Source organism: Trichocoleus sp. DQ-A1, assembly GCF_039961955.1.
Taxonomy (GTDB): domain Bacteria; phylum Cyanobacteriota; class Cyanobacteriia; order Cyanobacteriales; family FACHB-T130; genus FACHB-T130.
On record NZ_JAMPKE010000063.1, the window covers coordinates 1 to 13,619 of the forward strand.

Annotated in this window: 10 protein-coding genes and 3 pseudogenes; 4 read left to right on the forward strand and 9 right to left on the reverse strand. The window is 44.9% G+C overall.

The window, feature by feature from the left end:
* From NDI33_RS27485 to NDI33_RS27500, 4 genes and pseudogenes are all read right to left on the reverse strand, one after another.
* Positions 1–230: pseudogene (locus tag NDI33_RS27485) on the reverse strand (Crp/Fnr family transcriptional regulator); the annotation flags it as partial.
* 522 nt (positions 231–752) lie between these two features.
* The gene (locus NDI33_RS27490; protein WP_190673981.1) at positions 753–1,724 is read right to left on the reverse strand and encodes a chemotaxis protein CheB; all 972 of its coding nucleotides are present in this window, start codon (positions 1,722–1,724) and stop codon (positions 753–755) included.
* A 472-nt stretch (positions 1,725–2,196) separates the two neighbouring features.
* Positions 2,197–5,340: a PAS domain S-box protein gene (locus NDI33_RS27495; protein ID WP_190673982.1), complete on the reverse strand. Its 3,144-nt coding sequence runs from the start codon at positions 5,338–5,340 to the stop codon at positions 2,197–2,199.
* On the reverse strand, positions 5,333–5,596 hold the full coding sequence (locus NDI33_RS27500; RefSeq protein WP_190673984.1) for a helix-turn-helix transcriptional regulator: 264 nt from the start codon (positions 5,594–5,596) through the stop codon (positions 5,333–5,335). Before NDI33_RS27500 ends, NDI33_RS27495 begins: the two co-directional genes overlap by 8 nt.
* Positions 5,597–5,891: 295 nt before the next feature.
* On the opposite strand from NDI33_RS27500, the gene NDI33_RS27505 reads away from it, so the two are divergent.
* Entirely contained in the window at positions 5,892–6,071 is a 180-nt protein-coding gene (locus NDI33_RS27505) for a hypothetical protein (protein WP_190673986.1), read from the forward strand.
* Here the strand turns inward: NDI33_RS27505 and NDI33_RS27510 are convergent.
* Entirely contained in the window at positions 6,062–6,694 is a 633-nt protein-coding gene (locus NDI33_RS27510) for a recombinase family protein (RefSeq protein ID WP_190673989.1), read from the reverse strand. The two genes, NDI33_RS27505 and NDI33_RS27510, sit on opposite strands and share 10 nt — an antisense overlap.
* A gap of 255 nt (positions 6,695–6,949) precedes the next feature.
* Here NDI33_RS27510 and NDI33_RS27515 point away from each other — a divergent pair, with 255 nt between their 5' ends.
* Entirely contained in the window at positions 6,950–7,240 is a 291-nt protein-coding gene (locus tag NDI33_RS27515) for a hypothetical protein (RefSeq protein ID WP_190673991.1), read from the forward strand.
* A 605-nt stretch (positions 7,241–7,845) separates the two neighbouring features.
* On the opposite strand, the pseudogene NDI33_RS27520 reads toward NDI33_RS27515, so the two are convergent.
* Both NDI33_RS27520 and NDI33_RS27525 read right to left on the reverse strand, forming a co-directional pair.
* A pseudogene (locus tag NDI33_RS27520) lies at positions 7,846–8,021 on the reverse strand (IS982 family transposase); the annotation flags it as partial.
* Positions 8,022–8,219: 198 nt separating this feature from the next.
* Positions 8,220–8,981 carry a PEP-CTERM sorting domain-containing protein gene (locus tag NDI33_RS27525; RefSeq protein ID WP_199302348.1) on the reverse strand — a complete coding sequence of 254 codons (762 nt, stop codon included), beginning with the start codon at positions 8,979–8,981 and terminating at the stop codon, positions 8,220–8,222.
* Between the two features lie 927 nt (positions 8,982–9,908).
* On the opposite strand from NDI33_RS27525, the gene NDI33_RS27530 reads away from it, so the two are divergent.
* Entirely contained in the window at positions 9,909–11,207 is a 1,299-nt protein-coding gene (locus NDI33_RS27530; protein ID WP_190674004.1) for a leucine-rich repeat domain-containing protein, read from the forward strand.
* A gap of 473 nt (positions 11,208–11,680) precedes the next feature.
* Here NDI33_RS27530 and NDI33_RS27535 read toward each other — a convergent pair whose 3' ends face one another.
* Positions 11,681–12,061 (reverse strand): cupin domain-containing protein, encoded by a 381-nt coding sequence (locus tag NDI33_RS27535; RefSeq protein WP_190674007.1) that lies wholly within the window; start codon positions 12,059–12,061, stop codon positions 11,681–11,683.
* 134 nt (positions 12,062–12,195) lie between these two features.
* Positions 12,196–12,345: pseudogene (locus NDI33_RS27540) on the reverse strand (MerR family transcriptional regulator); the annotation flags it as partial.
* 226 nt (positions 12,346–12,571) lie between these two features.
* On the opposite strand from NDI33_RS27540, the gene NDI33_RS27545 reads away from it, so the two are divergent.
* Positions 12,572–13,456, forward strand: a complete 885-nt coding sequence (locus NDI33_RS27545) for a class I SAM-dependent methyltransferase (protein WP_190674011.1) — start codon at positions 12,572–12,574, stop codon at positions 13,454–13,456.
* Positions 13,457–13,619: the final 163 nt, after the last annotated feature.

A 13,619-nucleotide genomic window follows, 5' to 3' on the forward strand; every position in this document is an offset into this window, starting at 1 on the left:
ACCATTCCAGCTTCCACAGTCGAGCCATCTTCCAGCACGCTGAGTAAAGAAACAATTCCCTGTTGGGGAAAATAAACGTATTCAATTGGTACGCCAAGTTCGTAGAGGACTTGGCTGAGTGGGAGCGAGACGAGTTCTAGGTAGGGAACTAGGCGTTCGTACTCCGAAGCTGGCAAAGCGGCAAGAAGTCGATTTTTTATCGGCTGATGAGGAGCTTTGGGTACTGACATGAGGAGTTTCCTTAATTTAGCCGTGTTAGAAAAGGCATCTAACGGCAGTAAGGAGAAGAGATTCAGTAACCCAATCTTAATACCAAAAGGTGTAGTTTCTAGATAGAAAGCCGCACGTTTAACAAGTTAAAGTTCTACAGCAGCTTCCTTATCCTGTATTCATCCTAACGTGGTTTGAAGTATTCTCACATTAATAATATTTCCTAGATTCCTAGAGCAACTTTCTAGGTTATGTTTCAAAAACTTGCTGAAAAAAGTTTGGGTACAGAAATCGGGATGTAATCGCTGATTCTATACAAACTCTCAGCACTTTACTCCTAGATACATCGCAACACTCCCGACCAAAAGGAACAGGATGTCGAATGATGCTCACCAGCACCAACTCTCCTCTTCTTGACCACTTTTGAAACAGTTAATACTCTAAACGCCTGATTGCGCTGTAAAACTTAAGGCGAATTTCCATTTCCGTCTGCACTCTCCCCTGATTCCTCACGCATGGCTAGCGGCACTGTCGCAGGGAATTCACCTTGGATCAAGCCATTGCCGGATAAAATCCGAGCGTTGTTCCGCTTGTTTAGCTTTTGCTTCATAACGCTGTGCTGACAAGATTTGGTTGCGCTGGCGCGAATACTTCGCCATCTTATGCATCAGCTCCACACGCTTTTCTAGAGAACGGATTGCCGCCCACAGTACCGACTCCTGAGCCGGGGACTGCCCTGCTACCAGAGTCTCTACTGAATAAGCGTGCCCCAGGCGACAGATGTACTGGAGCAACCCGCTCTTATTTAGTTGGAACAAATTGCCGCCACAATCTGGACAAGTAAAGCCTGAGAAGGTTCCATGCTTTCTCAGTTCCCGTAAAGCGGCTCCATCTACTTCCACAACGTCGATATCCGTCTCAAAAGTGCTGGCTGTTTCCTCTTCCACAGGTTCATGGGCTAGACGCACTAAAACCGGGGCGATTGACGACAGCGGCAGGATAAAATCAACCTCTGTGTGTTCGATGGCGTTCTTTGGCATTCCTGAGAAAAAGGCGTCTGTTAGGTCTTGAACCACAGCCACACCCCCTTGTCGCTTCAAATCAATCAGTCCCGCCGTGCCATCGTCGAGGGTGCCTGACAGCACCACCCCAACTACCCGGCGTTTGTACGCTCTCGCTGCGGTGCGAAATAAGGGATCGACTGCCGGACGAGTACCTTTCTCTTTTGCCCCCTGCACCAAACGGATGTATCCGCGTTTCACCAGCAGGTGGTAATCTGGCGGTGCTACATAAATCCGCCCTAGCTCAATTTTCTCGTTGTTTTTAGCATGGTCTGCGTGCAAGAAACCTTCGCGGTTCAAAAGCTGCGGCAGAACACTCTTACCCCACGCTGGAAAGTGAACGACGACGAAAATCGCCGCCGGAAGATTCGGCGGTAAATCAGCGACTAATTGAGTTAAGGCTTCCACTCCCTCTGCGGAAGCTCCAATAACAATAATGTCGTGACCAGGCATTTACCTCTCCTGAGCGAAGAATGGGGAAATCTATCCGATTGATGGAATAGGGTAAAAACTCTGCTCAATCAGGATGATTTAAGCTCCGGAGGTTTTAGCGGATTCCGACAAGGAAAACGTGCTTAGCGCGAAGCTCTATCCTTCACTCGCCAAGCATCTTTTTGAGAGAACCGCTATTTTCTGCCTTCGTCGTCAAGTTTGAAAGCAACGGAATTTTCAAAGCTTTAGCTTGCTTCTAACTAAGATAACAGCTAGTGTTTCACTCATCTTCGCGCTGGGGAATGAGTTTAGTCTGAACTTCTTCCGAGTAATTGGAAAAAGTGTTTCAATTCGTCCTGTAAACAGTCGTTTGTCAATGAAAATTTTCATGCCCTTTGCTCCAATTGAAGCGAAGGAAGGAGCAAAAAATCCCCCAGCTACAAGAGCCGGAGTACAAACCCCATCGAAAATTAATTGCAGTTGTGTCACTGGGTTAGGTGTGATTGAGTAAACGTGATATCTCCCTAACTAAGCTATCTGGTTCGATGGGTTTTGAGAGATGTTGTTGGAATCCAGCGATTAGTGCTTGTTGCTGGTTGAAATCCCCAGCATAGGCAGTAAGGGCGATCGCCGGAACTTGTCCGCCTTGCTCTGTTGACAAAGTTCTCACCTGTTGCATCAACATATAGCCATCCATATCTGGCATCCCAATGTCACTCAGCAGCACAGTTGGCTTGAATCGCATGAGCATTGTCAAAGCTTCGGCGGCAGTCGTTGCAGTCATGACCTTTGCTCCCGCTTCTTCCAACACAAACGCCACAAACTCCCGTGAATCCGGTTCATCATCCACGACTAACACTTGAATCCCGTTTAAATCAGAAGCTGGCTCTGACGATTGACTGCTCTGATTGGCGGTTGCCTGTATGGGCATAAGTGGAAGTTTGACGGTAAAGGTTGCACCCATCCCAGTCCCTGAGCTTTCGACTCCGACTGTCCCCCCGTGCAGTTCGACTAAGTTTCGCGCGATCGCTAGCCCTAATCCCAGCCCACCAAAATTTCGGGTTGTGGTGGCATCAGATTGGCGAAAGTAGTCAAACACATAGGGCAGAAAGTCCGATTCAATTCCCTGCCCAGTGTCGCTGACTGTAATCTGGGCATGAGAGTCAAGGCGCTCCAACCGAATGTTCACCTGTCCACCTGCCGGTGTGAACTTGACCGCATTAGAGAGCAGATTCCAAATCACTTGCTGCAACCGAGCGGAATCTCCCTGAACCAGACCCACATCCAGGTCAAAGCTTGCCTCGACTTGGATTGACTTCGCTTCTGCTGCTAGCCGTACCGTTTCCATCGCCGCCTGAATGATGGAGGCCAGATTGAGCGAACTGATATTCAGGTTGAGCTTGCCTCGGAGAATTCGGGACACATCCAGCAAATCTTCAATCAAGTCTGCTTGTAGTTGGGCATTACGCTCAATTGTCTTTAATGCCAACTGGGTTTTGGCAGCATCTAGCTTGCCGTTCTGCAAGAGTTTTGACCAACCCAAAATGGGATTGAGGGGCGTTCTCAGTTCATGGGACAGCACCGCCAGAAATTCATCTTTGATCCGATTGGCGTTCTCGGCGGCTTCGCGTGCGATTTGTTCTTGCTGTAAGAGCTGTTCTCGTTCAGCCTGGGCGCGTCTAAACTCTTCGATATCTGTGCTAGTGCCAAACCACTGTACAATTTGTCCCTGCTCATCACGAATAGGGATCGCCCGCGAGAGAAACCAACGATAGGTCTGAGTAGCCCAGTGTTTCAAGCGAAATTCAACTTGATAAGGTATTTCTGTGGCAAGCGCAGTCCTCCACATTTCACTCGTCATCTCAAAATCATCGGGATGAATTACTTGAAGCGCATAGTAAATGTCTTGAGTCTGCTCTAGGGTCAGTCCGGTATAAGTAGTCCATTGCTGATTCACATATTGCGTTTTGCCTCCAGCATCGGTTATCCAAACCTGTTGCGGCATCGCGTCCGCGAGCTGGCGAAATTGCGCCTCCCGTTGCCTAATTGTGGCTTCTGCCTGTTTGCGTTCGCTGATGTCGGTAAACACGATTGCCACCTGGTGCATTGCGGCATCGCCGACCCGCGAAATCAAAACGTCAAACCAGCGTGAGAGTGCATCCGATCGCACTTCAGTGCGAATAGACTCACCTGTGTGAATGACTTGTGCGTAGAGGTCATTCCAATATTGTTTCAGTCCCGGTGCGAGTTCGCTTGCTGTTTTGCCTTCTGGGTTGGCAATGCCGGATTGCCGCTCGAATGCGGGATTCGCTTGCAAAATGCGGTGATCAACCGGCTTACCATCGGCATCGAATAGCACTTCAACGGTGCAAAAGCCTTCGTCGATCGACTCAAACAACCGGCGATAGTGTTCTTCAGATTGGCGCAGGGCGACTTCTGCCTGTTTATGCTCGGTGATATCTACCGCCGTTGCGTAAAGCACCCGTTCTTCTAAGTGGGGCTGCGCTCTCCAGAGCAACCAACGGTAGTCGCCCTCTTTGTGCCGATAGCGGTTTTCAAATGCCAACGTTTCGGAGCCAGATAACACGCTGACGCTTTCCCCGACCGATGCGACAATATCGTCTGGATGCAGAAAATCAGTCCAGGGGCGGGAGGTCATTTCGTCCGGTGTCCAGCCGAGAATGCGCTCAAAGGCGGGGCTGACCCAGTGAAAATACCCGTGGCTGCTCATAATCACTTGCAAATCTGACCCAAGCGCCAGAAAGCGATCGCGTTCTTGCTCAACTTTTTGGCGTTCGGCTTCGATGCGCTTTATCTCGGTAATGTTGGTAAATAAAGCAGCAAACTGATGACTTTGTGGCGCTCCAATGCAAAAGGCGTTGACATTAAACCAACGGTTCATTGCGCTCGCTTGCTGTTCAAAGCGAACGGGTTCCCGGTTTCGCACAAGGCTGCCATAAATCTCAAACCAGTAGTCTTCATGATTGGGAACCAGTTCCCGCATCGTTTTACCGCTCGCTTGCTCCAGTCCGGTTAGCCGTTCAAATGCCGCATTCACTTCCAGATATCGATAGTCAATCGGTTCCTCTTTCTCATCAAACAGCACTTCACAGATGCAGAAGCCCTGGTCGATTGACTCGAACAACGTACGGTATTTTGCTTCCGATTCGCGCACGGCGAGTTCCATGAGCCTGCGCTCCGTGATCTCTCGTGAAATGCACAACAATCGCTCAACTTGCCCATTAGCCTCTCGAATCGGGCTAATTTTGTGATCCCACCATTGGAGTTCGCCGTTGAGTGTTAAACAAGCTCCTTGAAAGGTACAAACTTCGCCGTCTCTTGCTTTAGCGATCGCCTCAATTGCTGCTTGTTTTACTGCTCCTTGCCAAAATTCTGCCCAAGACGTGTTGAGGAAGGGGGTTATATCCCGAATGCCCAGCCGCACTTGCCCCGCTTGGCTCATGAATAGAATTCGCCCTTCTAGGTCAAATACTTTGATGCAGTCATCGCTACTGTTGAGGAGCTGCTGATTAAACTCCTGGCTTTGACGCCACGCCGTTTCAGGAATTCCCTGCGAACTTTGAAGTGAATCTTTTTTTGCCAAATCCGAGTCAGAGCTGTGGAGGCTATCATTCATGGGTCTCCTCCTCACTTCCAGAAGTCTTTGAGAAGTATTTGACGAGCAAATCTTTGCCAGAATCGCCCATCTGATGCAGCAAGTGTTCAATCTGCTTCAACGCAATCGGCAAGGGCTTAGTCCGCCCATTCTCCCAACGATTAACGCTCTGAAATGAAACCCCTAGCTTCTGTGCAAACTTGGTTTGTGAGAGTTCCAGACGTTGCCGCGTTTCCCGCACGAGAGAGGTTAGGTCGGACTGGTCAATTACAGGCATGAAGCACAAGCCATCAAGTACATTTTCACCAACTATACCAAGTGTTATAAATAGTGTTCTACTATCGATAGGCAGAACCTTTGCAATACAATCGGGTCAAGAATTGATAAACAGCTCAGTTAAATAACTCTTTTCTACTCCCTCATCGAACCTATTTTTAAAAGTCAGAAAACTTTGGCTGATCAATTACTCTTTCAATGTTGAAGATAAGAGGACTTTTTTTGATGAATAACCTATCTCATGAGTCGGTTAAGTGGATGACGGGAAAATTAGGCATTGACAAGTAGTGACCCTGATGCAAGATTCAAGAGAACTTAAACGGGATAAAATCTCTTCTTTTCCTAGCCGTACTCCTAGCTACAACCATCTGGATCTGAACTTTGACTTTGAGGCGATTATTCTCATTTCGTCCCAATTGGGACGGGTCTTGGGGAAAGCCCAATGGTGTAATCGCGCTATTGGAGTTTATTTTTGATTCGGCAGCGCTTCTCGTGAATCCCGCACAATTCTCATCACGGTGTTTTTTGAAAGCCCCAGTGACTCGGCTACTTTCCGGTAGGACAGTCCTTGCTGTATTAGCTCCAGCACCTTTGATTCTTTTTCTCGAACTAGAGCCGGAATGTACCCCGGTTGTCTACCGAACTTTTGACCTCTCGATTTAGCCGCTGCCATGCCCGACCGTACTCGCTCTTTGATTAGGTCGCGTTCAAATTCTGCCAGCCCTGACATCAAGGTTGCGATTAACTTTCCTTGTGGTGTGGACAGGTCAAATTCCAATCCAGTCTGAGCGATGAGCGACACTTTTCGACTTTGTAATTCTTGCAGTGTAGTAATTAGGTCGATAGTGCTGCGCCCCCATCTGGTTAGCTCGGTTACGAGAATTGCGTCAATTTTTCGTGCCTGCGCTAATGCCAAAACTTTCCTTCGTTCTGGTCGGTCGTCTTTTGAGCCTGATGCAGACTCTCTAAAAATCTTGATCACTTCAAAACTTGCTCGTGCCGCATAAGCGAGTAAATCTTTTTCTTGGCGATCGCAATCTTGTTCGCCTGTACTCACTCGGCAGTAAATGACTGATTTTCGTAGTTTGATCTGTCCCATTTAAGGTTCATAAAATCTAGCGGCTGAAATCCTTATCCCAGCGCTTTTTTAATGCTTCTTTTATTGTCCCATTTAGGGAAGTCTTTTGCTGGGACAAACTACTCAGCTAAGAGGGTGTTTTGGCTTAATTTGATTTTGAGTATTTAGACAATCAACTAGACATTTAACTAGACAAAGCGCTAGATATTTAACTAGACATTTGCTAGACTTTGTGCTAGCCATTGTCTAGTTAATGTCTAGTACAAGAAAAATAGTATGAGCAATGGTAAAGAGAGGATTCAGCTAAACCTGCGTCTGGATGGGCATAAAGATTTATATGAAGCTGTCAAAGTGGCGGCATTGGAGCAGGATACCAGCGTCAATCAATTTTTAATTAACGCCCTCAAAGCAGCGCTGGGATGGGACGATGAAGCTGCTGTATCTCCTCAAATAGCGACAGCAATAGAGTCGCGTCTAGCGGTACTAGAATCACGTCTAGTGCTAGTGTCTAGCATAGAAAATCGTTTAGACGAGGTAGAGCAACAGTTGGGGGAGTCAATCGCCTGAGAGAGGAGAACAAATCTCTCAGGCAAAGTGCAGGAACAAAGGCAGTCATGGAGAGCAAGGAACTGAGAACCAAGCTTGCGGAGGTAAGGAAGAAGCTGGCTGAGACTAAGGCCGATAGAGATGATATCTTCCACCAGTTAGACATGACTCAACAGGTAGTTAAGTTGCAAGATGACGAACTTAACGAGATGCGCGCAGCCAATCGAAAATTAGCAGCGGAAGCAAAGTCATCTCCACAACCCAACCTAATTAAACCTCCATGCCCAGCTTGTGGAGGAGTAAAGGTTCATAGCAAAGGATTGAAGTATAAAAAGCGAAGATGGAATTGCTTAAGCTGTAATCATTATTGGAGTACGCCGACTGAACCTGCCAGTTAGCCAGAATAAAAAGACGACTTCTGAAACATGAAACTTAGGCATCTTGAGCGAATAAAAATGATGCTTTAATTTGTCTTATAAACGGCTGGCCAGACTCGGAAACTCTGTTCGCCAGTACACGCAAAATAGCCAAGATACAGCAGTTTGCAAGTAAGTAAAGTACAGGTGTAGATGTAAAGCGCTTTTCCCCCTGGGGATAGCTTGTACTCTATCTACCTGCAAACTGCTGTAGTAGTGCTTGAAGTTGCGATAATGATTTTGTTGAAAAGCAACTAGAATCGTCATCACTGCACTCAGGCATAAACTTCGTTCTCGCTTCCGAGTCTTGAGGTCATGCAAAGCGTAACCTTTTGCTGCCACTGCGGTTCAAATTTTTGACAAAAGTCATCTATTTGGCAAGACAAAGCATCTAAACTGGGCTGTTAACGGGGGTTGCTGAATATCTCTGTATATTTTTCAGCTTACTTGCCCCCCCCTTTCTTGACGCTTCTCCATCAATTTCTATCCACAATCACCAACTACGCTCTCGGCTTGCAACTTTCCTTCTCAGCCTACTTCAGGTTTTCTGAGTCTACCAATGCTTATCCCAAACTGAGGTTAGCCTAGACCTTCTGTTGCTGCTTGTGCTTTACAGCTGATCCAGCCCCAAAAGCCGCTACGCTCAGCAAACCCAATACAGAAGCAGGTTCAGGAACGGAGGTAGTTTTCGGAGCGGTCTCAATAATCAGCCGTTGCTCACCCGCATCTTGACTGTCACCAAATAGAAACTCATGGAATTCAGAATTGTTAAGACTTAACAATGCACCGCCAATTGAGAAAAAGCTGCCTTTACTAGCACTGATATCTGCAATTGCAGCTGAGTTAAGAGTGAAACTGAGAATTTCATTAAAGTCTCCATCGGTAGTCACTTCAAATGCGCCGTAGCTTTTACCTGTTCCCAGATCATCAAAAATTTCTGCATTCATACCAGTGTTGTTGTTCAAGGTGGCAGCATCGGTTGAAACATCGAATAAACCAAAGGTTTCTGTGGCATCTCCTGCACTCGAATTGCGCTTGAGTTCCAACCTAGCCGAAATGACAGTTTCTGTCGCTAAAAGTGACGACAGATCAAATGTGAAAAAGTTTCTAACCTCACCATATTGAGGGTTTTTACCAACATAGTAATTATCGTTAGTAGTATTGGTATTACCAATAACAGGGATCTTGTTCCACCACCCTTGATTATCAACTCCTGGGGTAAACAGACTGTCTGATGTGTTAAAGGTGAAAGTTTTAGCTTGTACTGTACCTCCAAGACTCAGAACTAGCAAAGCTGCACCAGATGTAGCGATAAATAGCTTTTTCAGGATGATTGAAATTGCCATATAATGCATAACTCCACAATTACAAAGGTTAGAAAAAAAAGAGGGAATTAACGTGATTCGTTGAACTATACTTCCTGTTGCTGCTTGCGCTTCGCAACTAAAACCATACCAAAAGCACCCAATGCGACTAGACCAATTTATTTCGTCTTGCTTTCAGGTATTCCAGTGAGGCTTGTCTGTATATATCTACGCTTCCCATCCGGAATTTTTCGTAGTTTAACAGGAACTTTATTTTCCTATGAATTATTTTTAGAAGCTTATTATTACTTCAATTGCTTGATTTATGGCTATTGGAATCAATTAGAGCTTTAAAAAAAATATAAAGTTTGTATAAAGCTGTGATCTCGGTACTTTCGCTGAGATTGGCAGATATGCTATTATCACCTAAACTTCAAATTTTTTACGGATTAGATAAGGTGATTTATAAATTTTTTAAATCTGTAGAACTAAAGGCTATTTGTCAGTGAGCGATACTCCTTTCTAGACAAAGCTGCTAAACGAATTTTCGTAATTGCACATCCCCCGACTAGGTGAATTACTCAGTTAAACTATTGAAATCTTTCACAATTGGCTTTTTTGAGGGGCTTCTACAAGTTCAAAGTTTGGTTGCTAGAACTGATCCGACAATATCTAATTTTTATAGAAATATTTCATAAGCCATCTATTCAGTGGTTTACGAGACACAGATAAAAAGATGGGTTATGAGATACGGCAATACTAGGTTTGAGGTGCGTTGTATCAACCTCAGAAACTTGTCTCATAAACGGTGGTTTATAGCTCGATCTCTTCGGACTAGCAAAGCGATAGCTAACGTGATCGCACTCTTGAAAAACTCCCAACTGCTGACTGACTTTTTCACCTTTTGCATTTTCACAGCCTCCTGTTAGCCTTAGCTCAGAGCAGAATTTTGTTTAAGGTGATAGATGTATGAAGGTCAAAAATCATTTGAAACTGAACATTTCCCAAACTATTCCACAAGTTTTTCCGCCCTTCCGACTTCTCGCTACTCTAGTGCTTTTCCTGTTCGTTTCCGGTTCTCCTGGCGAGACTGTTGCCCTTCCAGAGACTACTCCTAAAACTTTTGCTGACTGGTGTTTGAATAAAGAAAACCTGAGCCTGGAGGCACAACACACGGTTGATATTTTGTTGGGAGTGGCAAAAACTCAAAATTGTCAGCGCGCTGACAAACTTCTTTCAACTCGCACCGAGCTTTGGCTCTCTAACAATCAAATAGCCGACCTCAGACCCTTTTCATCATTCACTAATCTGACTCAACTCCGGCTCGATAACAATCAAATAGATGACATCGGACCCTTGTCTAGACTGACTAACTTGACTCTAATTGACCTTAGTAACAATCAAATAGATGACATCGGACCCTTGTCTAGACTGACTAACTTGACTCTAATTGACCTTAGTAACAATCAAATAGATGACATCGGACCCTTGTCCACACTTACCAACTTGGCTCAACTCTGGCTCAATAAGAATCAAATAACCGACTTCAAGCCTTTATCATCTCTAACCAACCTGGCGTTACTTGACCTTGCTAACAATCAAATAAACGACCTCCGGCCCTTATCTTCTTTGACCAAGGTAATGCGACTCAATTTTAATAACAATAAAATAGATAACCTCAAGCCTTTATTATCTCTGACAAACCTGGTTGAACTTAACCTTGCTAACAATCAAATAAACGACCTCAAGCCCTTGTCAATACTCACCAAACTGACTCAACTCTTGCTTACTAACAATCAAATAGCCAATCTTCAACCCTTGTCTTCACTGAGGAATCTGACTCATCTCCGGCTTAATAAGAATCAAATAAACGACTTCAAGCCCTTGTCTTCACTGAGGAATCTGGCTCTACTTGACCTGGCTAACAATCAAATAAACGACCTTAAGCCCTTGTCTTCACTGAGGAATCTGACTCTACTTGACCTTGCTCACAATCAAATAAACGACCTTAAGCCTTTATCATCTCTAACTAACCTGACTCAGCTTAGCCTCCATAACAATCAAATAGCCAACCTCAAGCCCTTATCAACACTCACCAAACTGACGAGCCTCTGGCTCGATGAGAATCAAATAGCCGACCTTAGACCCTTGTCACCACTTACTAATCTGGCTGGAGTCTCGCTCCCAAACAATGAAACACTCACCGATAAAGTTTGTCCAGTCAACTTGGGATTTAGCTGTAGCATCCTACCTTTACAAGGTTACTGAAACTTAGGCTTTAGCAACTAGCAATTCCCTTCTTCCCGCAATATGGCGACGTTGCTAGCGCACAAAAAAACCCTAGTATCATATCATGGTCAGGGTTTTTTTGGTCCTCAATGGAACCTGATAGTGCAGGGGTGCGATCCGCAAAAAAATACCCCAGCTACAAGAGCTAGGGTACAAACTGCATCGAAAATTAATTACAGTCGTCTCACTGTATTCACTTCACATTTTAGGGGTTATTGCAGTTGCGCTCAGTCCTATCAAAAATTCAAGTACAGCAACTTGGGGTGATCGCAATAACCCTTTCCTAAAAACTTTAAAGCTTAGATTCCTAGGAGTCCGTCGCTTACCCATTAGACATCAGCATTGTTTCTGAGATTGTCGCTTGGAGGCAAACTACGTTTACCGCAACTGGGTTGAGAACCCCTTCCACCTAAAATTATCTGCTGTCGAATGCAGTTTGGTGGATTGAATGGTTAGGAATGGAAAGCCAAAGAATCTTCTAACGAGACAAGTTGATACCCGGAATCGGCTGGCGACACGACTGAAATAAAAACTAATGGCTCATCACCGTTGTTGAATACTCCATGTACGCATCCAGTATGAGCGACTACTACATCTCCTGCCACGATCGGTTTCGTAGTGCCTGCTTTATCAAGATAATATTCTCCCTTCCCGGTCAAAACAGTCCAAGTATCTTGCCCATTAGGATGGATGTGCGCGGGGATTTCCTGTCCCGGTTTGATGTACCAGGCTACAACGACAGCATCCTTGGACTCCGTAACGACTGAACGAACAGGCTCCCCGTCCGTTGGCTGCAAAAATTTAGAACTGTTGAATATCCTGGTCGTACTCATCTTTGTTCTCTTTTAGAAATAGGCTACACTAGCGAAAACAGTGCCACCTTAAGAGTTCTCTGGAACGCGATTGTCTCACAGACGACTAGAATCTTTTTGTATACAATGCAGCTTTAGTTAGATAGACTACCACCTCAAAGAACAGTGAGAGAACAGGGACAATCAGGCTTTTCTAACAGGGATTCAACCAGGGCATTGAACGCAACGGCTGCTAAAAGTCCGCCACCTAGAGAACCATCAGTCGTTAGGTACAGCGTGCCTATTTGCATCAGCCATCATTTAGCACAAGTCGTCATAGATGACTTTCCCGACCTGCCCCACTATTGGCTTAGTTATAGCAACGGAAAAATTTTGGTCGTTAAGGCTCGAAAGCCTATAAATTAAGGCTTTTTTGGCTGTCCTGATTGACAAGTCTACGATTGCTTATGTAACGAAGCTAAGTTTATATGACTGAAAATCTTTAATATTGACCAACCCCAACAGCAACCGAGAAGCATCTAAGCAAACATCATGGCAGACGTACCTAATAGAAAACAACTACACCAAGAGAACCGCTTATCTTGGAACGAAGCGACCAAAGCACACAACAGTCATAAAAGTGACCAAGCCAAGTTTTTCAAAGCAGGTGGAAGTACCCTATTTCCAGAAGAAAAGGAACTGCTAGGTGACATCGCTGGCTTATCCTTAGTTCATCTCCAATGCAACGCAGGTCAGGACACCTTAAGTTTGGCACAATTGGGTGCTAAAATAACTGGTGTAGATATCAGTGATGAAGCAATTGACTTTGCTCAAAAGCTATCACAAACATCTGGAATTTATGCAACATTCCATCGTTCTGATATTTACGATTGGTTAGCAGAAACAGCAAACACAAACGAACGTTTTGATATAGCATTTTGCTCTTACGGCGCAATTTGTTGGCTATCTAATATTACTTTATGGGCAAAAGGTATCGCATCCATACTAAAACCTAATGGGCGATTAGTTGTAGTTGAATTTCATCCATTTGCCATGATGTTTGATGAACAATGGACGCTAAAATATCCCTATTTTGCTGACGGTCAACCCTTAACTTGGTCAGATGGCATCAGCGATTATGTAGCACAATCGGCTGGTGGGCTAACACCTTGGGTTTATGAAAAGGGAATCGAAAACTTTCGTAATCCCTATCCGTCTCATGAATTTCAATGGGGTACTGGAGAAATTATTACAGCAGTATTAGAAGCTAAGCTAAATCTAGAAGTATTCAAAGAATATTCTTATGCTAATGGTTGCAAGTTATTTGACACAATGGAAGAATTACCCGGACGGCGCATGGTTTCTCCCTCTGATATACCTTCTATCCCTTTGATGTATAGCTTATGCGCTCGGATGCCTATACTTCACGAAAATTGATGGAGTCTGATATTTATTAAACTTTGAACAAAAGAAAGTGTACTTCGCTGGGTAGTGCCCAAGATGTAATGATGGAGAAGAAGAGTTTCTTTGTGATATTTTCCTCTTATGCCCGTCTGTCCCATTTGTGCATCTACTCAAACCGTCAAAAATGGTCGCATCC